Consider the following 24010-nt stretch of genomic DNA (forward strand, 5'->3'; position numbering starts at 1 on the left):
CCAGATCCGCCGCACTCTCGCCCAGGCGAACCGCGCCGCCTTCCTCCCCGACCTCGCCATGTCCCTCAACAATCTCTCCAACCGGCAGGGCGACGCCGGGGATCGTGAGGCGGCACTCGTCTCCATCACCGAAGCCGTCGAGTTCTACCGCACTCTCGCCCAGGCGAACCGCGCCGCCTTCCTCCCCGACCTCGCCATGTCCCTCAACAATCTCTCCAACCAGCAGAGCGAGGTAGGCGACCGTGAGGCGGCGCTCACTTCCATCACCGAAGCCGTCGAGCTCTACCGCACTCTCGCCCAGGCGAACCGCGCCGCCTTCCTCCCCGACCTCGCCATGTCCCTCAACAATCTCTCCAACCAGCAGAGCGGCGCTGGGGACCGTGAGGCGGCGCTCACTTCCATCACCGAAGCCGTCCAGATCCGCCGCACTCTCGCCCAGGCGAACCGCGCCGCCTTCCTCCCCGACCTCGCTTCCTCCCTCAACAATCTCTCCAACCGGCAGAGTGGCGCCGGGGATCGTGAGGCGGCGCTCGTCTCCATCACCGAAGCCGTCGAGCTCTACCGCACTCTCGCCCAGGCGAACCCCGCCGCCTTCCTCCCCGACCTCGCCATGTCCCTCAACAACCTCTCCAACCAGCAGAGCGAGCGTCAGCACCTTGACGATGCATTGCGCACCTACGACCAAGTGATCTCGGACCTCCCCTCCGGCCCCCAAGCCGAACTGCTCGTCTCGCGCGCACGGTGGCGCCACCTCCACGACGATCACGCCGGTGCGGCGGCAGATCTCCTCTCCGCCGCGCGACGCGCGGATGAAACCACCGACTCCAGCTGGGCCGGGCGTTCCCGCCGTGCCGTCCGCGAACTCGCCGAAGAACTGGGCCGACACGTACTGGCGCGGCAATCGCTGAAACCAACCCTCCCTGGCCTGCCCGCCTGGTCGAAGGACGAACTCCCGCCCGAGGCCATCGACCGTTTCAACGGCTGGCTCTCCGCACGTAGTTGGCCTGAGCGGGAAACGTTCATCCAGCAGGCCTATCCACTCCTCGCGGCGCCGGAAGGCCGAGCTGTTCTCGCCCTCACCCGTGCGCTGTACCCGGAAGCCACCGGTCTCAGCACACTCGCAGCCGTACTCGACGCCGCGCACGAACGAGGCCTTGACCAGGTACTGGAAGAACTCCGTGAGACCAACGCCAGGTCCAATCTGGTCGACGAGTGGCTCGCCACCCGCACCTGGCCGGAGGACCTGGAATTCCTCAGCCGCCATCCCCGACTGACCGACGACCCCCTCGTACGGGAGCTGCTCACCTCACAGTGGGACGACCCGGCGTCACGCCAGCACCTGGGCATTCTCCAACTCACCGGCCGCATTCCCGCACCAGACATCTACGACGCGATCACCGATCCCACAACGGCGATCGACACAGCCATGGAGTTCGTCGCGCAGGGACGCCCGGACGCACTCCTCCCGCTCTTCCTCGCATCCCCAGCCCTCACGAAGATTCCGTTCGTCACTCCGTACCTGTTCGCCGTACACACCGTGTTCTCCACGGCAGCAGCCGCCGAGTCACCACAACCCGAGGCAACCCCCGACGCCAACGCCCCGTCCCCCACCGACCTCATCGAGCAAGCAGCGGCACAAGGCTCCGAAGTACAGCGAGGTGCCGGCGCAGCCCGTCTCCGCCGACTTGCCCAGCACCGCCCCAATCACGCGCTAACGCTGCTCCAGTTGGCCGCCGCCCTCACCGCAGCCGCGCCGGCCCCGCAAAGCGAAACCGCCTCCGATGTCGGATGAGGAACGGCTCCCGTCCTCCGGGTCACCGCGCAAACTCACGGTGGAAGAGATCACGTACCTCAGCAACATGGGCCGGCTCTTCCACTCGGCACCCGGCTACCGAGCCATGCAAGACGCTCTCGACGCGGCCATCAAAGTCGTCCGGCGGCACCACGCCGACGGCGTGGCCTGGCCGGACATCACCCGTGCTCTCCGCATCCCGCAGGAAGAACTCCTGCACCGCATGCGAGAGATGACCGACAAACCGCTCCCGGCGCCTCCACCGCCCACCGCACCGACCAGAATCGGCGACCGCCTGCCCCGGGACCCGCTGCACCCTCCGACCAGTCGCCCGCGACCGCCCCCGTCAGAATTGATGAACCAGACGTGGTCCGCCTCGATCTCCGCCCACTCGTCGCAGAACTCGGCGTTCTCCGCCGACATCCCCCCGCAGGGCCACGACGCGGGAGTCCTCTCCTCAGCGGGCGCCGCCCCGCGCGTGCTGTTCGTCTCCGGCGATCCACGCCCTGGACGCAACGACTTCGGCCCCGAGGCCGCATGCATCCGGCAGGCCGTCGCCGCGAGTTACATGCGACTGACCGAGATGGCATCGGTCGGACTCGCCGAGATCTGTCCCGCCCTGGACGTATACAGCCCGACGGTCCTGCACATCGCGGCACACAGCTCCTTCGGCGGAATCCACCTCACTCAGGAGGGCGGAAACCTCTGCATCGCGTACGAGACCTTGTGCGCGGAGATCTCCCGTGTCCGCCGCCCGCCCCGCCTCGCTGTTCTCAACTTCTGCGGCTCCACCGCGCTCGCCGACGAGATCGCGCTGACTGTGACAACGGTCATCAGCTGGCCTCATTCCGTGGACGACCAGCAGGCCCGGACTTTCACCAGGCAGCTGTACCAATCGCTGACCATCCGGCGCTCCGTAGGTGACAGCTGCAAGGACGCGGAAGCCGAACTGACGGGCCCACATCCAGATCTCCCGCTGCCTGTACTCCATGGCGATGCGGCAGCCCACATCTTCTGAACCACTTGGTCCGAGGCCGGATCCAACAGAGCGGTCGCTCACGCTCCCGCACCTCAGCGTGGCCGATGCCATCAACGGCCGGCCAGGGATCATTCAGAACGCCGATCGGCTCACCGCGCCGGCCTCAACTGAGGGGCCCTGGCGTCGCTGCGTTCGACGATCTGCAGGGTGAGATGGAGCCTCTCCTTCGCCCAGTTGACGAGGCGGCCGGCGTAACCGTCGTCGGCCCACACCGAAGTGATCTTCCGGAACCGCCTCCGCCAAGTGGTGCAGCGACTGACGGGTCGTTCCATACCGCTCCGCGACTTCGCCACGGCCGTAGAGGCTCCGCTCCGGAGGATCGGTGCGGAGCCTCTACGCATCGGAAGGAGGATCCGCTGCGGGTGCGTGCGAGTCCCCTCCGCACGACCAGCACTCGGGGGACCACGGCCCAACATCCCTGTCCACAGCCGTGATCAGCCCGGCGCGGGCCCAACAACTTGCACCGGGCCGGGGCATCATGCGCCTTGACAGCCCCAGCCCTCATGGGTGCATAGACGTGTTAGCCCACCGCCGAGGCAAGCCGCCGCAAGTGGCCTGTGCGAGCGGTTGGACGCTGAATTCGGGACGCTGGCAGGACGCAGGTAATCGGAAGTGGCTGCCTGGGGCCATCGCCTACGCCGTCTGGGGCAGGAGTCAGGGACGGGGCCGAGCCGTCGCCCCGGCCCTGTTTCCCGGACGTACGGCGGTCATTGCCTGCGGCGGGCAGGGGGCAGAGGAACCGGAGCGACGCCCTCGACGACGGTGTTGCTGAGGGTTCCGATGCCCTCGACCGTCATGGTGACGGTGTCCCCGGGGATGAGTGGTGAGGGCTCCAAGGCGCCGTTGTGGCCCCAGAGTTCGGCCAGGCAGCCGCCGTTGCCGCAGGTGCCGGAGCCGAGGACGTCGCCGGGGCGGATCCATGTGCCGCGGGAGGCGTACGCCGCCATCTCCTCGAACGTCCAGGCCATGTTGGCCAGCCTGTCCCGCCCGATCGTCTCGCCGTTGACCTGGACGGTGAGGGCCAGGTCGAGGAAGCCTTCCGCATTGCGGTGGGGCTCGAGTTCGTCGGCGGTGACCAGCCAGGGGCCGAGGGTGGTGGCGGTGTCCTTGCCCTTGGCGGGGCCGAGTTTGACCCTCATCTCGCGGCCCTGGAGGTCGCGGGCGGACCAGTCGTTGAGGATCGTGTAGCCGATGATGTGCTCGCGAGCCTGCTCGGGCGTCAGGTCCCGGCCGGCCTTGCCGATGACGGCGGCCACCTCGAGTTCGAAGTCGAAGCGGAGGCAGCCGGGTGGCACGGGTACGTCTTCGAGGGCGCCGATCGTCGCGTACGGGTTGGTGAAATAGAACGCTGGCGCCGCGTACCACTCCTCGGGGACGGTGTCACCGTATCCCCGGGCGACACCCGCGACATGGCTCTCGAAGGTCATGTAGTCGCGGACGGTCGGCGGCTGGAGCGGCGGCAGCAGCCCGACGTCGGCCAGGGGCACCGGCAGCGAGCCGGTCAGCGCGCGTTCTCCCGCCCTATGCAGGGACTCCTCGCCCTCCACGATCAGGTCCAGCAGCACGGCGGGGTACTGGAAGGGGTGGACATGGTCATCGGCGACGACTCCCGCCTGCCGCTTCCCGTCGTGCACGAAGGTCGCGAACTTCACGCCGCGCTCTCCTCTGTCTCGGTCGGGGCGGGGTGGATCCAGGCGGGGCGGGTCGCCAGGCATCCGGCGATGACGGTGCCGGTGTGCCGGGTGGACGGGCGGCCGGAAGGGACGGCGGGTGCGCCGTGGACGGTGCTGGTGACCATGTCTTCTCCTTGGCGGGTTCGGGGGAGACCGAGGCGATACGGCCAGGCAATGGACCCCGGGCCTGATGCGGCTCAGAGGCCGGGGCAGGGGCAGGCGAGGTCGGCCATGCGGCCGAAGAGCCGGGGGCCGTCGAGCGGGGGTAGCGAGGGGTCGAGTTCGCGGTAGACGGTGTGCACGTTGACGGCGAGGCGTTCGCTCTCGTCGAGGTCGGCGAAGCGTCCGAGGCTGATGTCGCGTCCGGCTGCCTCGGCGGGCATTCCCGCGCTGAAGCGGGCGGTGGCCTGTTCGTGGACGTATGACAGATAGTCACGGACGGTGCGGACCGCCTCCTTCGTGGTGACCGGGCCGTGGCCGGGCACGATGATGTCCATGTCGAGGCTGAGGAGCAGGTCGCAGGCGGTGAGCCAGTTGGCGAACGGACCGTGCCATATGACGGGTGTGGAGCCGGCGAACACGATGTCTCCGGTGTAGACGGTCCGGGCACGCGGGACATGGACGATCGTGTCCCCGGCGCTGTGTGCGGGGCCCACGTCGATCAGACGGACCTCCGTCCCGCCGATGTCCAGGACCGTCTCGCCGTCGAACACCCGGTGCGGAAGCACGGGCTGGACGCCGGAGTAGTCGAAGCGGCCGAAGATCCGGCGGGCGAACCGTCCCGCGGCGGTGTCCGCGCTGGTCAGTGCCCGCATCTCGGCCGGGCCCACCTGCCGCATGTCGGTCAGTGAGCCACGGGCCGCGATGATCTCGGCGTGGGCCACGAGCTGGTTGCCGAACCAGTGGTCGCCGTTGCCATGGGTGTTGACCACGGTCGAGACGGGCGCGGCGTCGGTCACCGGCGCCAGCCCGTCGAGCAGGGCCCGGGTGAGGTGCAGGTCGTAGAGGGTGTCGACGAGCAGGGACTCGCCCCGGCCGGTGACCAGCCCGGCGTTGCTCATACCCCATCCGGCCGTATCCGGTACCCACGCATGACAGCCATGGCCGAGGTCGATCCGGCCGGCTGGGGAAAGCACGGAAGCCACGCTGCCTCCTGTCCACGTCCCGAAGCAGCAAATCGAGACTGAGATCTATAAATGGACTTGAGTCCATTCATGGGGCGTAATCTAAAGAGGTGGCTCGGGGAGGTCAATACCTGCGTATGCCTGTGCTGTACTGGGCCCATGACGATCTCTGAGGCGGGAGGCGCACCCGCACAGGGCGCCCCGCCCCTCGGGCGCCGCGAGCGGAAGCGACAGCAGGTGCGCGACCAGCTCTACGGCGCCGCGGTGGGGCTGTTCGTCGCCCAGGGATACGAGGCGACGACCATGGAGCAGATCGCCGAGTCCGCCGACGTCGCCCGGGCCACCGTCTTCAACCACTTCTCACAGAAGGTCGGCTTTCTGGAGGAGTGGGGTGTCCGCCGCCGGGCTCGGGTCGCGGCCATCCTCGGCCAGGAGCACGCCGAGGACCTGCCGGTCGGCGACCGGCTGCGCCGCTACCTGGGGGAGATGGCTGACCTCAACGTCGCCTCCCGTGCGGAGACCACTGTCCTGATGGATGCCTCCGCACGCTTCGGCCGCCTGCTGCAGGACCCCTCCCTGGAAACCGAACTCGCGAAGATCGTCGAGGAGGGGCGGGAGCGCGGAGAGATCCGGTCGCAGGTCGATCCCGACCAGGCCGGCGCCCTGCTCGCGTCCTGCTACTTCTCCTCGGTCCTGCGCTGGATCCGCGAGGAGCCGCCGCCGTTCGACCTGCCCGGCCGCCTCGATGGGGCGCTCGACATCATCCTGCTGGGCATCCTCGCGCATCCGTGACCGGCGCGGAGGGGTGGGGGGCGCCGCTGAGGCGCCATGGCGGCTGACCCACAGGTGGTGCGGTCGTCGGTGTCCCGCCGATGACGGGCGGCGGCCTCGCCCGGTTCGTGGCTGGCCCTGCGGCACGTCCGTCTCGTCCTGGAAATCAGCAGACTTGAGAGCAGACTTGGACTTGAGTCCAAGAATCTTGGCTTGAAGTGTTGACCCCCATCTGGTCGCGGCTTATGTTCAACCCGTCGATCGGGCTGCAAGCCGCAAAAGCCCGCAAACCGACTCTTCCTGCATCGTTTTCGTGCACACGGGGTCTCCTCCGGGCGCGTGTGCGTCTTTCCCCCGTGCCTCTTCCCCGTGCCGTTCCCGCTCCGTATCCGGGAGGTTCCCGTGCGCCCTCGTACGCCCCTTGCCACTCTCGCCATCGGTCTGGCGCTCACCGTCACAGCGTGCGGAGGCGGTTCGTCCGAGTCCTCCTCCCCTGATGACGGCCCGATCGAGATCGGCATGATCACCTCGCTCACCGGTCAGCTCCAGACCCTCGGTACCGAGGGCCGCAAGGCCGCGGAACTGGCAGTCGAGCAGATCAACAAGGACGGCGGGGTCCTCGGACGGAAGCTGGAACTGACGGTCAAGGACGACAAGAGCCTGCCCGACCAGTCCGTACTCGCCTTCAACGCATTCAAGGACCAGGGCGTGACCGCGGTCCTCGGCTCACCGTCCGCAGGGTCGGCGCTGGCCACGCTGCCCGCGGTGGACCGGGCGGAGATCCCGTACATCTCCCTGAGTCCGGCCGACGAGCAGGTGGCGCCCGTCCACCCCTACGTCTTCGTCGTACCGGCACTGGCCTCCGACTACGCCGAGCGGCTGTTGCAGTACTACAAGTCGGAGGGCGTCACCAAGCTGGCCGTGGCCTACGACACCAAGACCGCGTATCCGACCGCCGGCTACAAGGCGATGAAGGCGAAGGCCGGGGAGTACGGCATCAAGGTCGTCGCCACCGAGGAGATCCAGAGCACCGCGTCCGACTTCAGCGCCGTCTTCACGCACGTCAAGGGCACCGGCGCCCAGGCGCTCGCGGTGTGGGTGACCGGCCCCGCGTCCGTCGTCCTCACCAAGCAGTACGCCGCCTCGGGACTGGACATCCCGATCTCCTTCACCGGCTCCCAGGCCAGCAAGCTGTGGCTCGACCCGGCCGGCAAGGCCGCCGAGGGCGCCGTCGTCGCCAGTTCCATCGGCCTGGTCGGCGACACGCTCCCGGACGGAGCCCAGAAGAAGGCCATCGAGGCCGTCAACAAGCCGTTTACGCAGAAGTACAACTACCAGCCGCCGCAGTTCGCGCAGGACGGATACACCGGCGTCCAGCTGCTGGCCGCCGCCATCGAGAAGGCGAAGAGCACCGACCACGAGAAGATCCGGCAGGCGATGGAGGAGCTGACGCTCACCACCCCGAACGGCACCTACCGCTACAGCGAGAAGGACCACTCGGGACTGTCTCCCGACTACATCTCGGTCAACGCCGTCACCGACGGCACGTTCGTGCCGACCGTCTGGTCGAAGAGCGAGTTGGAGAAGGTGGCCGAGTGACCGAGCCCCTGCTCCAGGTGAGCGGCCTGTCACGGTCGTTCGGCGGGGTGTACGCCGTGGACGACGTCGACCTGACGGTAGAACGTGGGAGCATCCTCGGAGTCATCGGCCCCAACGGGGCGGGCAAGTCGACCCTGTTCAACCTGGTCAGCGGTCAACTGCCGGCCGAGCGGGGCGAGATCCGACTCGGTGGACGACGTATCGACCGGCTGCCGCCCCACCGCAGAGCCCGCCTGGGGATCGCCATCGTCTTCCAGGGCGCCCGCGTCTTCCACGGGATGAGCGTGCTGGAGAACGCGATGGTCGGCGCCCACGCCACCACCGGCGCCGGGTTCGCGGCAGCCGCGCTCAGGCTGCCGCGCCACCGCCGAGAGGAACGCCTGATCGCCGAGCGGGCACGCGAGGCGGTACGGCGGGTCGGGCTCGAGGCCTGGGCGGACCGCCCCGCGGAGCTGCTGCCGCTCGGGCAGCAGCGCGCGCTCCAGGTCGCCCGCGCCCTGTGCGGGGAACCCACCCTGCTGCTCCTCGACGAACCCGCCTCCGGCCTGCGGGCCGGGGAACGGGACCGGCTCGCCGACCTCGTCGAGCAACTGCGTGCGGACGGACTCACCATCATGCTCGTCGAACACGACGTCGCCCTGGTCGGCCGCCTCGCCGACCGTGTCACCGTTCTGGACCTGGGCAAGGTCATCGCCGAGGGCACACCGGATGAGATACGTACTGACCCGCGGGTCGTCACCGCCTATCTGGGCACGGAGGCGGCCGCATGAACGCCTCGCAACCGTCCCGGAGCGATGCCGTCGAGGTACGCGACCTGGTGGTCCGCTACGGCGCGGCGACCGCTCTCGACAGCGTCTCGTTGCGTGTCGCGCCCGGTGAGATGGTCGCCCTCGTCGGGCCCAACGGGGCTGGCAAGTCCACCCTCGTCAACACCCTGACCGGGATCCTGACACCGGCCTCCGGCAGCGTGGTGGTCCGGGCCAGGATCGCTCAAGTACCCGAGGGGCGGCAGATGTTCGGCGACCTCACCGTCGACGACAATCTGCGCCTGGGTGCCTGGCAGCTGCGCGGACGCGGCAAGAGCCGCCGTAAGCAGCGTGACACCTCATGGGTGTACGAGCTCCTTCCGGACCTGGTGCGGGTACGCGACCGGAAGGCGGGCGGGCTGTCGGGAGGACAGCAGCAGATGGTCGCCGTCGGGCGCGCCCTGATGAGCCGGCCGGAGGTCCTCGTGATCGACGAGCTGTCCCTCGGCCTCGCGCCCCTCATCGTCGCCGACCTCGCCGAGCACCTGACCGAGCTCAACCGGGAGCAGGGCACGGCCGTTGTGCTCATCGAGCAGAACGCACGGCTCGCCCTGGACCTGTGCAGCCGCGCCTACGTCCTGGAAGCGGGACGGATCGCCGCCGAGGGCGACAGCGCCGACCTGGCCGCCAGCCCCGACATCGCCCGGGCCTACCTCGGCGAGGCCCAGGGACTCCCGAGCCCTCCGGACGCTCAGGGTGCCCCGGGCCCGGACGCCCCAGGTCCGGACGACCGGGCCACGGCCGACCCCGTACCCACGCCCGGCACTGTCAAGACCGGCCGGGGCAACCAGGACACCGCCGTCCAGGCCGCGCGGGCCACGACACGGGAGGCGAAATGAGCGACTTCCTCGTCTACCTCATCACCGGACTGGGCACCGGCTGCGGCATCGCGCTGATCGGCAGCGGCCTGGTGCTCGTCCACCGGGTGACGCGCGTGGTCAACTTCGCCCAGGGCACCTTCGCCGTCGTCGGGGGACTGACCGCCATCTCGCTCCTCGACACCGGTCTCCCGCACGGGCTCGCCGAAGTGCTCGGGGTCGCCGTCGCCGCCGTCGTGGGACTGCTCTTCGGCATGATCGCCATCGGCCGGCGGGGCACCTCGCCGCAGGCCGCGCTGATGGTCACCCTGGGCCTTGGCATTCTGGCGTACGCCGTGGAGGTCATGCTCTGGGGGGACCAGGGCCGGTCCTCCGAGGGGCTCTCCGGCGCCGTGACCGTGTTCGGCGCTCGTATCCAGACCCACTACCTGCTCATCATCGGCGTCACCATGGCCGTCTTCGCCGCGATGGCCGCGCTGTTCGGCCGTACCGACGCCGGCAAGGCCCTCTCCGCGTGCTCCTCCAACCCGTACGCGGCCCGCGTCGTCGGGATCTCCGTCACCCGCATGGGGCTGATCGCCTTCGCCGTCGGCGGCGCTCTCGGCGGTCTGGCCGGCGTTCTGCTGGCGCCCATGAACTCGGTGGCCTTCGACTCCGACGTGGCGCTGATCATCAACGGTTTTGCGGCGGCGGTCGTCGGGTCCATGCATCACATCGGCCGCACCCTGGCCGGTGCGCTGTTCCTCGGAGTGGCCGAAGCGATGGTCGCGGGCTATGGAAGCGCCACGTACCAGACCGTGGTGGCGCTGGGTCTGGTCCTGGCGCTGATGATCGGGCAGGCGGCCCGCACCCACAGCGTCGTGGCGGAGGCCGGATGACGCCTCATCAGTCCTCTGTGGGACGCCCGCTGCCCTCCGCGTACACCGGGCGTATGCACGCATGGGGCACCCCGTCCGTGCCCGATCCGTATCCGCCGCACCAGAAAGGCAGCACGATATGAGCGCCGTCACCTCCGGCCGTGAACGGGCCGCCTCCCAGCCCCCCGGCGGCGCGGGGGACACCGAGTCGTCGGACGCCCGAGGGCCCCTCGGCGCCCGTTTCGCCGGCCGGGGGAGGCGGGCCGGCCTCGTCGCCGCAGGCGCGGCGGTGGCCGTGACCCTCGCCCTGCCTCCGATGCTGACCGCCAGTCAGCTCTCGGTGTACATCCTGCTCGCCCTGTCCGCCATGGTCACCGTCGGGCTGAGCCTGCTCATGGGCTACGCGGGCCAGGTCTCCATCGGCCAGGCGTCGTTCTACGCCATCGGCGCCTACGCGGCCGGCCTGCTGAGCGTCCACGGCACGCCGCCGCTGCTGGCGCTGGCCGCGGCACCACTGATCGCCGCACTGTTCGCCGCCGCCATCGGCGGACCGCTGCTGCGGCTGCGAGGGCACCACCTGGCCTTCGCCACCATCGCCCTGCAGCTCATCCTCATCTCCCTGCTCGGCGAGGCGGACTGGGCCGGCGGCTCGGTCGGTCTGCAGGGCATCCCACGACTGTCCGCCGGAGGTACGGAACTCGGCGAGGACATCCACTACGCCTACCTGGCCTGGGCTGCCGTGGCCGTCACCGTCCTGGTCGCCCGCAACGTCGTCACCTCACGGGCCGGCCGTGGACTGCGTGCGCTGGCCACCAGCGAGACGGCGGCGAGTGCCAGCGGAGTGCCGGTGGCCCGCTACAAACTCGCCGTGTTCACCCTGGCCGCCGCGTTCGCCGGACTCGCCGGAGGGATCTACGCCTTCTTCATCGGCTACATCAATCCGGGGTCGTTCCCGGTCCTGCTGTCCATCCAGTTCCTGGTGATGGCCGTCGTCGGCGGGCTCGGCACCATCTGGGGCGCGCTTTTGGGCGCCACCGCGATCACCCTGATCGTGCAGTTCCTCAACGACCTGGGCTCCAGGCCGGGCATGCCCGCCAGTGCCCCCAGCATCCTCAACTACGCCGTGTACGCCGCCTTTCTCATCCTCGTCGTGCTGTTCCTGCCGCGCGGCATCGTCCCCGCACTGCGCGACGCGTGGCAGCGCCGCCTCGCGGGGCGAGCGTCCTCGTGATACGTCGCGCCGAGTCTCCTCTACGCGTTGGAAGGGGAATCCGCTGCGGGCGGGTCCGAGACCGATCCCCGAACTGGCGCGATCGGCTTCGGATCGGCTGAGCCGGCCCCTCGGGTTCGAGTTTCCAGGGCGGGTACAGGCACCCCCCGAGAACGAACCTCAGAAGATCAACGAAGCCCTCCCGCGCCACGTCACACCACACCCGTCGCCTTCTGCAGCCGGCTCGCGTTCCTGGGCGAGGCCGGGAAGATCACCGCCCGATGCGGCAGCATGATCAGCGGGCATGCTGGGGCCCGCGAGTTGCACCGGCTTTCCTGGGCAAGTCAGCGTGTCGAGCCAGGGAACCCGCTGACGGCAGGGCCTCAGGTCGCCCTCGCCTGCCCGGCGGCGACGGGCCACGAGAAGAAGAGGAGGAGCAGGCAAGTGTCGCCTGGTGACCATCAGGTGACCGCTGTCTGCCAGGTGATGTGTGGGGTCACAGGAAATGATTGGGGAGCGTCACTGTAAGCAACCAGTAGCCGACACACCGCGCGAAACACCCCGACCGCACCGGAAGGAATCTCACGCCATGACCGCCACTGCGCCCAAGGCTCCGACTGCACCAGGGGTGCGGTCCTGGTGGGGAATCCCGTACGCCACCGCCGGGCGGTACCGCCGCCCCGTGGTCGCGGACTTCGATCCGGACCTTCCCTACGACCGTAAGGGCGTCGCCCCCGTCCAGCCCGACAGCGGCGACTGGCTCGAAGCGGACAGCGGGATGGGCGAGGACTGCCTGAACCTGAACGTGTGGGCCCCCGAGCAGCCGGCCGACAAGGCGCTCCCGGTGACCGTGTACGTCCACGGCGGCGGATTCGAGTACGGCGCGAACACCCAGATCACCTCGAACGCCTCCGGTCTCGCTGCCACGGGGCGCGTGGTGAGCGTGTCGATCAACTACCGGCTCGGCGCACTGGGTGCGCTCTCGCTCTCGCAGTACGGCGGGCGGCTCGCCGAGGCCAGCAACCTGGGCCTGCAGGACGTCATCGCCGCGCTCACCTGGATCAAGCAGAACATCGCCCACTTCGGTGGCGACCCCGACGACGTCACCGTCTTCGGCCACAGCGCCGGCGCCTATTCCACCCTCGGGCTGCTCGGGGCCTCCTCCGCGGACGGCCTGTACCGGCGACTGGCCGGGTTCTCCGGCGCGCCCTCGCGTCTCGTCCCGGCCTGGTGGGCCGAGGAGCTCGCGGAGCGGTTCGTCACCGAACTCGGTGTCACGGGCAACCCCGACAAGCTGATCGATCTCGACGCAGCCTCCCTGGTGGCCGCCCTGCGCAAGGTCTGTCCGACGGACCTCGGAGTCCGGGGCGGGATGGACAACCAGAGCCTCGGCGTCGTCCTGGACGCCGAACAGCCCGGCGGGGTGCTGCACGCCCACCCCCTGGACGTCCTGGCCTCGGGCTCGCACCGGGACATCGACGTCCTCCTGAGCACGGCCAGTGACGAGATGGGCTGGTGGGTGGCGAACGACATCGACCGGTTCGACCCGCACACCGTCGACCGCGTCACCGACGAATTCGCGGGGTGGCGCATTCCCCGCTCCCGCGCCAAGAGGATCGTCGATACCTACGACCAGGGCGGCCGCACCCCTGCCGAGGTCCGAGCCGCGTCCCTGACGGACTACATTTTCGCGCTCCCCGCCGCTCGCGGCGCTCTGGCCCACGCCGCCGCGGGCGGCAACGCCCATCTCCTCATGATCGGGCCCGCCGAGGGCGCGCCCGCCGTGCACGGCACCGAGATGTACGCCCTGGTCGGCCAGGAACGGCCAGGGCGCAGCCCTGAACAGGCCGGCCGTGACACGCGTATCCGCGACATCGTCCTCGACTTCGTCACCGGCGAGCAGACCCGCCTGTGGCCCGCCGTCACGGACCGGCCCACCTCGGGGAGTGTCGGCAACCTTCCCTACGAGCCCAGCGCCCGCTACCAGGCGGTCCTCGACCTGTTCGAGAACATCGCCCGCCCCTGACGGTCACCGGGCGATCCGGAACAGCGCACCAGGGGGCGAACAGAGTGAGGAACTCGACATGAGCCAACCGACAGAAGCCGGCGACGCCGCACAGGCGACGATGCGGGCCGTCGTCGTCACCCGGCCCGGCGGCCTCGACGCACTGGAGATCCGGGATGTGCCGGTGCCCGTACGCAAGCCCGGCTGGGTGCGGATCAGAGTGAAGGCGTTCGGCGTCAACGAGTCCGAGGTCACCACCCGCAAGGGCGAGTCGGACGCGGTGGTCACCTACCCGCGCGTGCCCGGCATCGAGGGCGTCGGCGTGGTCGATGCGGCCGACGAGGACAGCGAGCTGCGGCCGGGACAGCAGGTGGCCACGATGATGGGCGGCATGGGCCGCTCGTACGACGGCGCGTACGCCCAGTACGTGACCGTCCCCGCGGCACAGGTCATCCCGTTCGAGACCGGCCTGCCGTGGGAGGTCGTCGGTGCGCTGCCGGAGATGTTCCAGACCGCCTACGGATCGCTGACCACCGGCCTGGACCTCAAGGCCGGGCAGACGCTACTGATCCGCGGCGGCACCTCCACGGTCGGGCTGAGCGCGGCCACGATCGCGAAGGACCTCGGAGCCACCGTGCTGTCCACCACCCGCAGCCCGGAAAGGGCCGGGGGACTGCGGGCCGCGGGCGTCGACCATCCCCTCGTCGACAACGGCACGATCGCCGACCAGGTGCGCGAGCTGATGCCGGAGGGTGTCGACGCCGTACTGGAGCTGGTGGGCTGCTCGGTCCTCGCCGACACCCTCCGCACCGTCCGCCGGCACGGCACGGTCTGCTTCACCGGAGCCCTGGCGGGCCAGTGGACGATCCCCGATTTCACCCCGTTCATGATCCCCAACGGGGTGCGGCTGACGTCCTACGGCGGTCAGGCCGCCGACCTGCCGGCCGACGTCTTCGCCCGCCGGCTCCAGGCCATCGCCGCAGGGCGTCTCAAAGTCCCGGTCGCGAAGGTCTACCACGGCCTGGAACAGGTCCGTGACGCCCAGGCCGACGTCGAGTCCGGCACCACGCCGGGCAAGCACGTCGTCGTCCTGGACGACTGAGACCTGGGCAACTGAGAAACGTGGTGCGGACCGAACAGCCGAGCAACTCGGCGTAATCCACGGTCTGGTGCAGTTCGCGAAAGTGCAGCTCCACGGCGTCCAGGAAGCGTCCGTACCTGTCGGCACGGCCCATGCCGGCCGTGGCCGTGCCGGGTAAATGGCCGACCAGCCCCAAGCCTCGAATGGTAAGTGGATCGACTTGCCATCGGAGTGGTGCGGAAGTTACCTTCACGGAGTCCGTGCCGAACTGACGCTCATACTCCGATGAACATGGCGTACGTGTCGGCCGCCGACGATCACTCCAACAACACCACAGAGGGCAGAACCCATATGAGAATCCGACTGACCGCCGGAGAAACCGTCCTCAACGCAACCCTCGAAGACAACGCGACGGCACGCGACTTCGCCTCACTGCTTCCGCTGACGCTGCAGATGAACGACCTGCTCAAGCGCGAGAAGTACGGTCACCTGCCCCGGTCTCTCACCGCAGGAGGCAAGCCGCAGTCCAGCTACGAGATCGGCAACATCATCTACTGGTCACCCGGTCCCGACATCGCCATCTTCTACGACCACGACGGCCAGTCCATCCCCGCCCCCGGCATCATCATCCTCGGCGAAATCGACTCGGGGGCCGATGCCTTCAAGAAGTACGACGACACGGTCGACGTCACCATCGAGGCCATCGACTGAGACCCAGCCGGACACCACCGAGATCGTCAACCAACGAGAGGAGGGGACCATGTCCCGGGCCTCGCCATCGGGGCGACCGGCGGCGTCGGCTCCCGCCTCGCCGCACGACTCATCGAACAGGGCGACCAGGTGGTGGGCCTTCACCGCCATACCGGGCAGGCGCACACCCTGGAATCCGACGGAACAGAGCCGGTTCTCGGCGACCTGACGTCGCTCAGCGTGGACACTCCAGCCGCCCGTCTGGAAAGTGCCGGCGCAGTCGTCTTCACCGCGGGCGCGAGCGGAGCCGGCCCGCGACAGGCGGACGCTGTGATGGGCAGGGCGTGGAAATCGCGGCAACCGCCGCAGCGAAGGCAGGAGTCCACCGGTTCCTCCTCGTTTCCGCCTTCCCGTGCGCGGCCCGCCCTACCGGACACGTGTCCAATTGTGGTGGGCGGAACATCAGGAGAGGCCTATGAGCGCGCCAGCACGCCGTCGGGATGCGGCGCAGAACCGGACCCGCATACTGGAGGCCGCCCGCGCAGCCCTTGCCGAGTCCAACCACGTCCACCTCAACGAGATCGCCAAGCGCGCCGGTGTAGGACGGGGAACGCTCTACCGGAACTTTCCCAACCGCGAAGCGCTCCTCGCCGAGGTCTACCGGCGCGATGTCGAAGAACTCATGGCCGCCGCCTCCGCTCTGCTGGCGGAATACGAGCCTGTGAAAGCCTTGCGTCACTGGCTCGACCGAGTGATCGACTACGCCGAGATCAAGCGCGGCGTCCTGGCAGCGCTCGAGGCGGCGGCGTGGCAAGACCTTGCCGCCCACAGCCACAACCCCATCGAGGGCGCCCTCGATCACCTGCTGGACGCCGGGAAAGCGACAGGTTCCATCCGCGCAGACGTGGACGCCCACGGGGTCCTCCATCTCATGGCATACCTCGGCCGACTGGACCGGGATGAGTGGGGATCAAGGGCACGGCCTCTGATGAACGTCATCTTCGACGGTCTTGCCCGACAAGACGCGGACCGGTGAGGGCGGTGAGGGCAGAGGACTGGCCAGAATCGTCTGGCAGTTCACCAAGCGGAAATGACCAGGCACTGCTGACTGATCATGGACGTGCCGAGGCCCGGCGGGCATCCGTGGCCTGGAACGTTCAGGTGTCGGCCGGGGCGGGTTTCCTCGGCCAGCTGACGCCGCGTTTCCGTCACGCGTCGGTCCTCGCTGCGCGGGCCGCGAAGGCGGCCGGGGTGAGACCGGTGCGGTCGCGGAAGAAGCGGCCGAAGTTCGCGGGATCAGTGAAGCCGAGGTGGACGGCCACAGCCCGGGCGTCCCACCGGGCACCTCCCAGCAGGCGCCGGGCTTCGAGGAGGCGCCGCTCGTCGATGAGGTCACGTACCCCCTTGCCGGTGGCGTCCCGGGCGGCACGGCTCAGGGTGCGGACCGAACAGCCGAGCAACTCGGCGTAATCCGCGGCCTGGTGCAGCTCACGGAAGTGCAGCTCCAAGGCGTCCAGGAAGCGTCCGTACCTGTCGGTGCGGCCCGTGCCGGCCGTGGCCGTGCCGATGGGGGCGATGCCCGGGGAGTTGGCCAGGCGCAGCAGCAGCGATTCGAGCAGGCTGCGCCGCAGAGCGTGGTGGATGTCGAGGGGGCGGCGCCCCAGTGCGCGGTGTTCGTCCAGGAGCTGGAGCGCCGTCTGCTGGAGCCAGGCGGCGTCATCGGCTTGCGGGCTCAGCACGGCCGGGGCGTCGTGCGCGGTGAGCGGGGCCAGCAGACGGGCGAGGTCGGGCCGCAGTACATCCGGTTCGAACAGGACGAACGGGCCGCGGGCGGAGCCGGGCGGATGCCAGCACAGCGTGTGCCCGGGACGCACCCACAGCCACTGGCCGGGGGCGATGGTCCGCGTGACGTGGTCGACGTCGTGCCGCAGCTCGCCCTCGGTGATCGCGATGAGGTAGTGGAAGGTGGCGCGGACCGGACGAGGCGGGTTCCACGGCCAGTCGTCGTGCTGGGCGAAGAAGTCCTCGATGGTGTTCACCTCCAGGCCGTACGGAGTGCCGACCGGGGGCTGGAAACCGTACAGCGGAACCGCGGCCGGTTCAGTCTGTCCGCTTGGGCTGGGGTGTCGCTTGTCGACCATCACGTGTCCGCAGCCTACCGCCCTTCCAGTCGGCTTCGACGGAAGGATGGGACGTGCCACCGCGCCCGCGCGGCGCGCCCTCCGCCTCCTTCGATGCCATAGTCCGTCACCACCTGAGAAGGCTCACCACCCATGAACGGATCGGCCCTGCACCATACCGCCGCCGACTGCGCGGAGGGACTCCCCGGAGCCCACCTGGAGCACCCCTTCGGCCCCGACTGGGAGGTCTACAAGGTACGAGGCAAGGTGTTCATGCTGATGACCGAAGTCCCGGGGCGTCCCGTCGTGATCCTCAAGGCGGACCCCGGCGAGGCCCACGCCCTGCGGGAGCAGTACAGCCACATCACCCCCGGCTACCACATGAACAAGAAGCACTGGATCACCCTGGAGAGCGGAGAAGGCGTCGACCAGGAGCTCGTCAGGGAGCTCGTCACCGACTCCTACCGGCTCGTCGTCGCCCACCTGCCCAGGGCCGAGCGGCCCGTCGCCCCGCGCACCTACGGCACTGGCGCACAGGCGGCCCGGTGAGCGCGGCCGGTGACCGGCTCCAGGACACCGCCCGCCAGGCGGCCCTGGCCCTCCCCGACGTCAGCCACGGATACCCCTTCACCCCCGGACTCGACGTGTACAAGGTCGCGGGGAAAGTGTTCCTGATCGTCACCGACGACCCGGACGATCAGATCATCACGGTCAAGTGCGAACCCGAACACGCCCGCGCGCAAGTACGCGGCTACGCCTCGATCACACCGGGCCGCTATCTCGACAAACGGCACTGGATCTCGCTCGGTCCTGGCCCCGGCATCACCGAGCGGCTGGTCACCGACGCGGTCGAGGATTCCTACGACCTGGTCGCCGAGCGGCTGCCGCGACCAGCTCCTTGAATGCGTCGGGCGCGACGCCGACGTGTAGCCCCCCGAACCGCCAGCAGGTCCTAGGCAGTTGCGGCAAGGGCCAGTGAATAGTCGGTGGGTTCCGGCAGCGTACGCATGCGCGTCACCTCACTCACTTGGCATCTCCATGATCAACAGATCCCGCCGTTGATCACCTCCCTCGATAGTAAGTGGATCGACTTGCCATACGGGGGATGCGGCAGTTACCTTCAGATAGTAAGTCCATCGACTTACCTCACGACTCGGCAAGGAACAGGCACATGAATCGTCTTGCGGGCAAGCGCGCCCTCATCACCGGCGGCACGAGTGGGATCGGTCTGGAGACCGCGCAGCGTTTTGTCGCGGAGGGGGCCGATGTGCTGGTCACGGGGGTAACCCCGGCCAGCATCGAGAAGGCGCGGCAGATCCTCGGGGACAAGGTGCCGGTGGTCCAGGCGGATGCGCGCGATCTCGATGCGCAGCGCGGCCTGGCGGAGCGGGTGCGTGAGCACTTCGGGGAGCTGGACGTGGCGTTCCTGAACGCCGGCGTCTCGGACTGGCGGCCGTTCGAGGACCACACGGAGGACAGTTTCGACCGGCTCTTCGACATCAACGTCAAGAGCGTCTTCTTTCTCACACAGGCCCTGGTGCCCGTGCTGTCCAACTCGTCCTCGGTCACCCTCAACGCGTCCAACAGCGCGCACGGCGGCTACGGGCGGTCGAACGCCTACGCCGCGACGAAGGCGGCTGTCGGCTCCCTGATGCGGTCGTGGAACGCGGACCTGCTCACGTCGCACGGCATCCGGTTCAACGCGATCAGCCCCGGCCCGGTGAACACCCCGCTGTACTCCGCATCCAAGCTCGGGATCGAGGATCCCGCGCAGCAGACGGCGGTTCTGGAGGCGATCAGCTCCGGCATCCCGCTGGAACGCATGGGTATGCCCGGGGAGATCGCGGAAGCCGTCGTGTACCTGGCCTCCGACGCCTCCGCCTTCACCGTGGGCCAGGACCTTATCCTGGACGGCGGCCAGACCGTCCTCTGACAGCGAGGATACGGCTGGGAGACGGGCGAGGGGCGTGGGCATGTCGGTGGCGGACCGTGACCGAGCGGAAACCGGTGGCGATACGCGCCAGGCGGGGTATCACGCGCAGATCAAAGCGGAGAACCGCGCGCGCATCATCCGCGCCGCCCGCGACCTCTTCCTCGCCCGGGGATACGACAAGACCTCCCTGGCCCAGATCGCCAGGGAGGCCCGCGTCTCCACCGGCACCCTCTTCAAGCGGTACCCCTCCAAGGCTGCGCTGTTCGCGGCCGTCACCTCCGAACAGTGGCAGCTGGACGTGCAGTACGCCGCACCGCCCCCGCCCGGCGATCCCCGCTACGGGCTGGACCACATCGGCCGCGACTACGCCTGTCTGATCGGGCGGCCTGGCACGGCGGCGCTGTGTCGCCTCATCATCACCGAACTTCCCCAGATGCCGGAACTCGCCGACATCGTCGGCACCGGCTTCGCCATCGACCGCGGACCCTTCTTCGACCGACTCCGCGACTACCTGGACGCCGAAGCGCAGGCCGGCACACTCGACTTCCGTTCGGCCGACGGACAGCCGCAGCCGACATCCGCAGTGGCCGAACAGTTCCTCGGCATGATCTGCGGCCAGCTCCTGTGGCCCCAACTCGTACGCACTGACTTCATCCCGCCCGACCCCACCGACACCACGATCGTGGACGAAGCCGTCGCCCTCATGCTCACCCGCTATCGCACCGGATCCTGAACCCCGGACCACCAGTTCACGCTGCAAGGACCCCGATACGTCGCCCTACCGGGACAGGCACAGGTATGGGTGACTCGACCGACAACGAATACGGGCGAGCGCGACCGGTCCTCCCAGTAACCAACAGCGGCCGACGGCTCAGCCGGGACCGTGGCCTCCCGGTACTGCCACCGCGCGGGCTCTACTGCCTGAGGTCGATCATGCGGGCCGGCTGCCCCGTCGTGCGAGCAACGGTTTCGAAGTCGCGGTCGAAGTGGAGCAGGGTGAGGCCTGCTTCTTCCGCGGCGGCGGCCACGAGGAGGTCGACGGGGCCCGCGCTGCGGTGTTCCCCTTTGGCGGTCAGCTGTTCCTGGACGATGCGGGAGCGGCGGTAGACGCCGTCGGGCATGGGGCACCAGGCGTAGTGGGCGTCGAGTGCAGCTTTCAAGCGGGCACGATCCTGGGCCGAGCGAGCCGAGTAGAGGACTTCCAGTTCGGTGATGTCGCAGATCGCGACGAGGCCGGCGCCGATTCTGTCGTCCCATTCGGCCGTGGTCTGGCGGAGCAGGACGCGGGCGAGGGCGGAGGTGTCGATGAGGTAGTCGGCGACGGTCACTCGCCGGCTCCGGCGCCGCGGTTGTCACCTGCCGCGCCCGTGGGGCGGTACGCGTGCTTGTCCAGCAGCAGGTTCATGTCGAGGGCGCCGTCGGCCACCAGTTCGCGGGCTTCTTCGAGCGCGCGCAGACGCCGGTAGCGGGCCGTGACTTCCCGCAGGGCGGTGTTGACGGTGTCGCGCTTGGTGGTGGTGCCGAGTTCCTTGGCTGCTTCTTCCAGGGCCTTGTCGTCGAGGTCGATGACTGTGCGACTCATGGTGGCCTCCTCTGTATGCCAACCAGAGTATGCCAAGATGCAAGATCTTTTATATATCAGTTCCCGCGATGGCCGTGAGGGGCCCGTGTCTGCTGGGTCGAGCCATGGGATCTGGAGCCGACGCGACCGCGCGACGCGGACCAAGGCCGCCGAGGTGGGCCATGCCGCGGCCGCCAGGCGCGTTCGGTTCCGGAGCCGCGGCATGGAATGCCGATCCTCCATCTCCAGCTCGCGGATGCGCTTGTCCTTCTCCCCGGCCTCGGCCCGTAGCCGCTCCAGCTCCGCCCGCTCACTCTCCCGAAGTCGGTCACCAGACGGCTCGGCCACCGGCCGATCCGATGACGGAGACCCGTTGCGCCGGGCCCGCGAGACTCAGCTGTGCAGCGTCCGGGGATGGATGCCCAGATCCTCGGCCACCTCCGGAATCGGCTTTCCGGTCTCCGTCGCGATCCGCACCGCCCCCTCACGGAACTCGGCGTCGTAGATGCGCTTCCTGGATGCCCTGACCCCCAACTATCCCTCCGTCACGGTCTCCACAGTAGGAGGGGAGGTGCACTCGGATGCGTAGGCGCCCGCCAACGCCCACCAGCGCACCCCATCCCCGGTGAACCGCAAGGCCAGGAACCGGATCACCCGCGTTCAAGCACCACGAGAACCGCCGAACTCTCGCAGAACGCCCTCTGAGCGCCCCCATGCCAGCGGTCCTGACAGCGGGATGCCAGCCCCTTACACGCTCCGACAGTGGGACGAAAGACGTCGTGGCTAATTTCGTCACTGTCAACCGCGGACGCGTTGGTCCGCCGGTGACTACGAGATTCCGAGAGCACCGGTGCGAGTACCACCGCGCTCTTGAGAGGGGGGTTACCCGCCGATGACGGTGTCCACAAGTACCTTTGCGTCCGGTGTCCGGGCACTCGAGTTCGTCCGGTCTGTCGACCGGCGCCTGCTCCACCGCCGGGCCTTGTCGGAAGTGTTCCTCACCGACACCTCCGCGGTGGACGAGCAGTGCTTCCTCGCGGGCGCCCAACTCCCTTCCTCGCACGCCTACTTCACCGATCACGTCGGCCACACGGTCGTCGACCCGGTCCTGCTCCTGGAGTGCGCTCGGCAGGCCGAGACATACGGCGCGCACACTCACCTCGGCGTCGACAGCGACACGAAGTTCGTCCTGCAGTCGTGGTCCATGCGGCTGCCCGGCCTGTTCACCGCGCACTCCGGCGACCCGTCGGAGCTGACCATCCAGGTCACCACCGACCGGCCCGTCGGCGCGACCGCGCCCGCCCGGTCCGTCACGTACGAGATGCGCTTCCTGCTCTCCGGTGAGGAGGTCGGCGAGGTGCGCATGGCGGTCGGCTACCTGTCGTCCGGGACGTACTCCTTCATCCGGTCGAAGCGGCGCGGCAGCCCGCCCGTCTCGTCCGACGACGTCGCGACCGTCCCGGCGACGGTCGCCCCTCAGGACCTTGGGCGCGCGGACCCGGTCAACGCCCTGCTCATCGACCCTGTGCACGACGGTGACGGAATCTCCGCCGGCGTACGGACCCCCAACGACAACCCGAGCATGTTCGACCACGCGCAGGACCACCTGCCGGGCATGGTGCTCACGGAGGCCGCACGGCAGGCCGCCCTGCTCGCCGGCGCCCGGCTCCTCGGCCGGCCCGCGGACGGGACCACGCTGGTCGGGTTCGACCTCGGCTTCGCCAAGTTCGCCGAACTCGACGCACCGACCACGATCAGCGCGATCCCCGAGCGCGACAGTGACGGGATCCAGACCTTCCGGATCGCCTTCCAGCAGAACGGCGACGAGGTCGCGTCCGGCACCGTGGAGACCACGACCGTCCCCGCGTCACACCGGAGCGCACGGTGAGCGGACGTGCGGCGGTGCTGGCGGGGCTCGGTGGCTGGCTGCCACCGACGCGAATCACCAACGACGACCTCGCCCGGCAACTCGACACCACCGACGAGTGGATCACCACCCGCACCGGGATCCGGCAGCGGTTCGTGGTCCCGCCGGGACTGTCCACCTCGGACGTCGCGATCGAGGCCGGGGCCCGGGCGCTCGCCTCGGCGGGCACGGACTCGGTGGGCCTCCTCGTCCTCGCCACGAGCACCCCGGACCACCCGTGCCCGGCCACGGCGCCGGAAGTGGCCGGCAGGCTCGGGCTCGGAGAGATACCCGCGTTCGACGTGGCCGCCGTGTGTACAGGGTTCGTGTACGCGCTGGCGACCGCGTCGAGCATGATCCGTGCGGGGATCGCCGACAGCGCCCTGGTGATCGGCGCCGACACCTTCTCCACCATCCTCGACCCCGGAGACCGTACGACCAGGGCGATCTTCGGGGACGGTGCGGGGGCGATGGTGCTGCGCGCCGGAAGCCTGTGGGAACGCGGTGCGCTGCTCGGGTTCGACCTGGCCAGCGACGGCTCCCAGGCCGACCTGATCACCGTGCCGGGCGGCGGGTCCGAGTACCGCTCGAAGGGCCTCGCCGCACCGGGCGACGAGTTTTTCACGATGCAGGGCCGTTCGGTGTTCCGCAACGCGGTGACGCGGATGAGCGAGTCGTCGCGGCGGCTGGCGAAACAGCTCGACTGGCCCCTCGAGTCCATCGACCGACTCGTCGCCCACCAGGCGAACATCCGCATCCTGACCGCCGTAGGCAATGAACTCGGGCTTCCCGAGGAGAAGTTGGTGGTCAACCTCGACCGGGTCGGCAACACCGTTGCCGCCTCCATCCCGCTGGCGCTGGCCGACGCCGTGCACACGGGCTCGATCGCACCGGGCCACCGGCTGCTGCTGTGCGGCTTCGGCGGAGGCCTCACCTGGGGGGCCGCGGCCCTGGAGTTTCCCGAGGTGTCCGTCGAACCACTGCCGGGTTCCCCGGCGCCTGCTGAATCCACCTACACGAAGTGA

At 69.2% G+C, this 24010-nt stretch carries 26 protein-coding genes and 2 pseudogenes; 19 read left to right on the top strand and 9 right to left on the bottom strand.

Annotated elements, in window-relative coordinates; translation table 11 throughout:
- A partial coding sequence (locus IEZ21_RS21040) for a tetratricopeptide repeat protein (protein ID WP_189323477.1) occupies positions 1-1792 on the top strand: 1792 nt, incomplete at its 5' end.
- Positions 1782-2810 carry a CHAT domain-containing protein gene (locus tag IEZ21_RS21045; protein WP_189323478.1) on the top strand — a complete coding sequence of 343 codons (1029 nt, stop codon included), beginning with the start codon at positions 1782-1784 and terminating at the stop codon, positions 2808-2810. The genes IEZ21_RS21040 and IEZ21_RS21045, both read left to right, overlap by 11 nt.
- A gap of 110 nt (positions 2811-2920) precedes the next feature.
- Here the strand turns inward: IEZ21_RS21045 and IEZ21_RS21050 are convergent, their stop codons facing one another.
- The 4 genes from IEZ21_RS21050 to IEZ21_RS48460 all read right to left on the bottom strand — a co-directional run bounded on the left by IEZ21_RS21050 (position 2921) and on the right by IEZ21_RS48460 (position 5565).
- On the bottom strand, positions 2921-3103 hold the full coding sequence (locus IEZ21_RS21050) for a hypothetical protein (protein WP_189323479.1): 183 nt from the start codon (positions 3101-3103) through the stop codon (positions 2921-2923).
- Positions 3104-3538: 435 nt separating this feature from the next.
- Entirely contained in the window at positions 3539-4483 is a 945-nt protein-coding gene (locus tag IEZ21_RS21055; protein ID WP_189323480.1) for a fumarylacetoacetate hydrolase family protein, read from the bottom strand.
- Positions 4480-4629: a hypothetical protein gene (locus IEZ21_RS21060; protein ID WP_189323481.1), complete on the bottom strand. Its 150-nt coding sequence runs from the start codon at positions 4627-4629 to the stop codon at positions 4480-4482. Before IEZ21_RS21060 ends, IEZ21_RS21055 begins: the two co-directional genes overlap by 4 nt.
- A gap of 72 nt (positions 4630-4701) precedes the next feature.
- Positions 4702-5565: an MBL fold metallo-hydrolase gene (locus IEZ21_RS48460; protein ID WP_281399465.1), complete on the bottom strand. Its 864-nt coding sequence runs from the start codon at positions 5563-5565 to the stop codon at positions 4702-4704.
- Positions 5566-5787: 222 nt separating this feature from the next.
- Between IEZ21_RS48460 and IEZ21_RS21070 the strand changes: the two genes are divergently transcribed.
- The 8 genes from IEZ21_RS21070 to IEZ21_RS21105 all read left to right on the top strand — a co-directional run bounded on the left by IEZ21_RS21070 (position 5788) and on the right by IEZ21_RS21105 (position 14796).
- Positions 5788-6420 carry a TetR/AcrR family transcriptional regulator gene (locus IEZ21_RS21070; protein ID WP_189323483.1) on the top strand — a complete coding sequence of 211 codons (633 nt, stop codon included), beginning with the start codon at positions 5788-5790 and terminating at the stop codon, positions 6418-6420.
- 381 nt (positions 6421-6801) lie between these two features.
- The gene (locus IEZ21_RS21075) at positions 6802-7998 is read left to right on the top strand and encodes an ABC transporter substrate-binding protein (protein ID WP_213089332.1); all 1197 of its coding nucleotides are present in this window, start codon (positions 6802-6804) and stop codon (positions 7996-7998) included.
- Positions 7995-8768 (top strand): ABC transporter ATP-binding protein, encoded by a 774-nt coding sequence (locus IEZ21_RS21080; protein ID WP_246567979.1) that lies wholly within the window; start codon positions 7995-7997, stop codon positions 8766-8768. Before IEZ21_RS21075 ends, IEZ21_RS21080 begins: the two co-directional genes overlap by 4 nt.
- Positions 8765-9643 carry an ABC transporter ATP-binding protein gene (locus tag IEZ21_RS21085; RefSeq protein WP_189323484.1) on the top strand — a complete coding sequence of 293 codons (879 nt, stop codon included), beginning with the start codon at positions 8765-8767 and terminating at the stop codon, positions 9641-9643. The genes IEZ21_RS21080 and IEZ21_RS21085 overlap by 4 nt, the downstream gene beginning before the upstream one ends.
- Positions 9640-10500: a branched-chain amino acid ABC transporter permease gene (locus tag IEZ21_RS21090; protein ID WP_189323485.1), complete on the top strand. Its 861-nt coding sequence runs from the start codon at positions 9640-9642 to the stop codon at positions 10498-10500. Before IEZ21_RS21085 ends, IEZ21_RS21090 begins: the two co-directional genes overlap by 4 nt.
- Before the next feature lie 118 nt (positions 10501-10618).
- Complete coding sequence (locus IEZ21_RS21095) at positions 10619-11710, top strand: branched-chain amino acid ABC transporter permease (RefSeq protein ID WP_213089333.1); 1092 nt, start codon at positions 10619-10621, stop codon at positions 11708-11710.
- A 568-nt stretch (positions 11711-12278) separates the two neighbouring features.
- Positions 12279-13715, top strand: coding sequence for a carboxylesterase family protein (locus tag IEZ21_RS21100; protein WP_189323486.1), 1437 nt, complete (start codon positions 12279-12281; stop codon positions 13713-13715).
- A 58-nt stretch (positions 13716-13773) separates the two neighbouring features.
- The gene (locus IEZ21_RS21105) at positions 13774-14796 is read left to right on the top strand and encodes an alcohol dehydrogenase catalytic domain-containing protein (RefSeq protein ID WP_189323487.1); all 1023 of its coding nucleotides are present in this window, start codon (positions 13774-13776) and stop codon (positions 14794-14796) included.
- A 22-nt stretch (positions 14797-14818) separates the two neighbouring features.
- Here IEZ21_RS21105 and IEZ21_RS47715 read toward each other — a convergent pair.
- Positions 14819-14953, bottom strand: a pseudogene (locus IEZ21_RS47715) (helix-turn-helix domain-containing protein); the annotation flags it as partial.
- Between the two features lie 113 nt (positions 14954-15066).
- Between IEZ21_RS47715 and IEZ21_RS21110 the strand changes: the two are divergent.
- The 3 genes and pseudogenes from IEZ21_RS21110 to IEZ21_RS21120 all read left to right on the top strand — a co-directional run bounded on the left by IEZ21_RS21110 (position 15067) and on the right by IEZ21_RS21120 (position 16501).
- Entirely contained in the window at positions 15067-15486 is a 420-nt protein-coding gene (locus IEZ21_RS21110; protein WP_189323488.1) for a cyclophilin-like fold protein, read from the top strand.
- A gap of 66 nt (positions 15487-15552) precedes the next feature.
- Positions 15553-15789, top strand: a pseudogene (locus IEZ21_RS48860) (NAD(P)H-binding protein); the annotation flags it as partial.
- A gap of 151 nt (positions 15790-15940) precedes the next feature.
- Complete coding sequence (locus IEZ21_RS21120; RefSeq protein ID WP_189323489.1) at positions 15941-16501, top strand: TetR/AcrR family transcriptional regulator; 561 nt, start codon at positions 15941-15943, stop codon at positions 16499-16501.
- A 172-nt stretch (positions 16502-16673) separates the two neighbouring features.
- On the opposite strand, the gene IEZ21_RS21125 is transcribed toward IEZ21_RS21120, so the two are convergent.
- Positions 16674-17609 (bottom strand): helix-turn-helix domain-containing protein, encoded by a 936-nt coding sequence (locus IEZ21_RS21125; RefSeq protein ID WP_189323490.1) that lies wholly within the window; start codon positions 17607-17609, stop codon positions 16674-16676.
- Positions 17610-17738: 129 nt separating this feature from the next.
- Here IEZ21_RS21125 and IEZ21_RS21130 point away from each other — a divergent pair, with 129 nt between their 5' ends.
- The 4 genes from IEZ21_RS21130 to IEZ21_RS21145 all read left to right on the top strand — a co-directional run bounded on the left by IEZ21_RS21130 (position 17739) and on the right by IEZ21_RS21145 (position 20251).
- On the top strand, positions 17739-18134 hold the full coding sequence (locus IEZ21_RS21130) for an MmcQ/YjbR family DNA-binding protein (protein WP_189323491.1): 396 nt from the start codon (positions 17739-17741) through the stop codon (positions 18132-18134).
- The gene (locus tag IEZ21_RS21135; RefSeq protein ID WP_189323492.1) at positions 18131-18487 is read left to right on the top strand and encodes an MmcQ/YjbR family DNA-binding protein; all 357 of its coding nucleotides are present in this window, start codon (positions 18131-18133) and stop codon (positions 18485-18487) included. The genes IEZ21_RS21130 and IEZ21_RS21135 overlap by 4 nt, the downstream gene beginning before the upstream one ends.
- A 269-nt stretch (positions 18488-18756) precedes the next feature.
- Positions 18757-19518: an SDR family oxidoreductase gene (locus IEZ21_RS21140; protein WP_189323493.1), complete on the top strand. Its 762-nt coding sequence runs from the start codon at positions 18757-18759 to the stop codon at positions 19516-19518.
- 40 nt (positions 19519-19558) lie between these two features.
- On the top strand, positions 19559-20251 hold the full coding sequence (locus IEZ21_RS21145) for a TetR/AcrR family transcriptional regulator (protein WP_189323494.1): 693 nt from the start codon (positions 19559-19561) through the stop codon (positions 20249-20251).
- A 181-nt stretch (positions 20252-20432) separates the two neighbouring features.
- Here IEZ21_RS21145 and IEZ21_RS21150 read toward each other — a convergent pair whose 3' ends face one another.
- The 3 genes from IEZ21_RS21150 to IEZ21_RS47720 form a co-directional block, all read right to left on the bottom strand.
- The gene (locus IEZ21_RS21150) at positions 20433-20846 is read right to left on the bottom strand and encodes a PIN domain nuclease (protein WP_189323495.1); all 414 of its coding nucleotides are present in this window, start codon (positions 20844-20846) and stop codon (positions 20433-20435) included.
- A complete protein-coding gene (locus tag IEZ21_RS21155) occupies positions 20843-21100 on the bottom strand; it encodes a type II toxin-antitoxin system VapB family antitoxin (protein WP_189323673.1) in 258 nt (85 codons plus the stop codon). The genes IEZ21_RS21150 and IEZ21_RS21155 overlap by 4 nt, the downstream gene beginning before the upstream one ends.
- Positions 21101-21472: 372 nt before the next feature.
- Positions 21473-21613 (bottom strand): transposase, encoded by a 141-nt coding sequence (locus IEZ21_RS47720; RefSeq protein ID WP_246567981.1) that lies wholly within the window; start codon positions 21611-21613, stop codon positions 21473-21475.
- A 358-nt stretch (positions 21614-21971) separates the two neighbouring features.
- Here IEZ21_RS47720 and IEZ21_RS21165 point away from each other — a divergent pair, with 358 nt between their 5' ends.
- Positions 21972-22967, top strand: a complete 996-nt coding sequence (locus IEZ21_RS21165) for an AfsA-related hotdog domain-containing protein (RefSeq protein WP_281399466.1) — start codon at positions 21972-21974, stop codon at positions 22965-22967.
- Entirely contained in the window at positions 22964-24010 is a 1047-nt protein-coding gene (locus IEZ21_RS21170) for a beta-ketoacyl-ACP synthase III (protein WP_189323497.1), read from the top strand. Before IEZ21_RS21165 ends, IEZ21_RS21170 begins: the two co-directional genes overlap by 4 nt.

It is taken from the genome of Streptomyces flaveus, from assembly GCF_014647675.1.
GTDB lineage: Bacteria > Actinomycetota > Actinomycetes > Streptomycetales > Streptomycetaceae > Streptomyces > Streptomyces flaveus.

Excerpts from the sequence above, each read along its gene's own strand:
- IEZ21_RS21045 (WP_189323478.1), top strand. The coding sequence starts at position 1,782 with ATGTCGGATGAGGAACGGCTCCCGTCCTCCGGGTCACCGCGCAAACTC.
- IEZ21_RS21050 (WP_189323479.1), bottom strand. The coding sequence starts at position 3,103 with ATGGAACGACCCGTCAGTCGCTGCACCACTTGGCGGAGGCGGTTCCGG.
- IEZ21_RS21060 (WP_189323481.1), bottom strand. The coding sequence starts at position 4,629 with ATGGTCACCAGCACCGTCCACGGCGCACCCGCCGTCCCTTCCGGCCGC.
- IEZ21_RS48460 (WP_281399465.1), bottom strand. The coding sequence starts at position 5,565 with ATGAGCAACGCCGGGCTGGTCACCGGCCGGGGCGAGTCCCTGCTCGTC.
- IEZ21_RS21070 (WP_189323483.1), top strand. The coding sequence starts at position 5,788 with ATGACGATCTCTGAGGCGGGAGGCGCACCCGCACAGGGCGCCCCGCCC.
- IEZ21_RS21085 (WP_189323484.1), top strand. The coding sequence starts at position 8,765 with ATGAACGCCTCGCAACCGTCCCGGAGCGATGCCGTCGAGGTACGCGAC.
- IEZ21_RS21090 (WP_189323485.1), top strand. The coding sequence starts at position 9,640 with ATGAGCGACTTCCTCGTCTACCTCATCACCGGACTGGGCACCGGCTGC.
- IEZ21_RS21095 (WP_213089333.1), top strand. The coding sequence starts at position 10,619 with ATGAGCGCCGTCACCTCCGGCCGTGAACGGGCCGCCTCCCAGCCCCCC.
- IEZ21_RS21100 (WP_189323486.1), top strand. The coding sequence starts at position 12,279 with ATGACCGCCACTGCGCCCAAGGCTCCGACTGCACCAGGGGTGCGGTCC.
- IEZ21_RS21105 (WP_189323487.1), top strand. The coding sequence starts at position 13,774 with ATGAGCCAACCGACAGAAGCCGGCGACGCCGCACAGGCGACGATGCGG.
- IEZ21_RS21110 (WP_189323488.1), top strand. The coding sequence starts at position 15,067 with ATGGCGTACGTGTCGGCCGCCGACGATCACTCCAACAACACCACAGAG.
- IEZ21_RS21120 (WP_189323489.1), top strand. The coding sequence starts at position 15,941 with ATGAGCGCGCCAGCACGCCGTCGGGATGCGGCGCAGAACCGGACCCGC.
- IEZ21_RS21130 (WP_189323491.1), top strand. The coding sequence starts at position 17,739 with ATGAACGGATCGGCCCTGCACCATACCGCCGCCGACTGCGCGGAGGGA.
- IEZ21_RS21140 (WP_189323493.1), top strand. The coding sequence starts at position 18,757 with ATGAATCGTCTTGCGGGCAAGCGCGCCCTCATCACCGGCGGCACGAGT.
- IEZ21_RS21145 (WP_189323494.1), top strand. The coding sequence starts at position 19,559 with ATGTCGGTGGCGGACCGTGACCGAGCGGAAACCGGTGGCGATACGCGC.
- IEZ21_RS21155 (WP_189323673.1), bottom strand. The coding sequence starts at position 21,100 with ATGAGTCGCACAGTCATCGACCTCGACGACAAGGCCCTGGAAGAAGCA.
- IEZ21_RS21165 (WP_281399466.1), top strand. The coding sequence starts at position 21,972 with ATGACGGTGTCCACAAGTACCTTTGCGTCCGGTGTCCGGGCACTCGAG.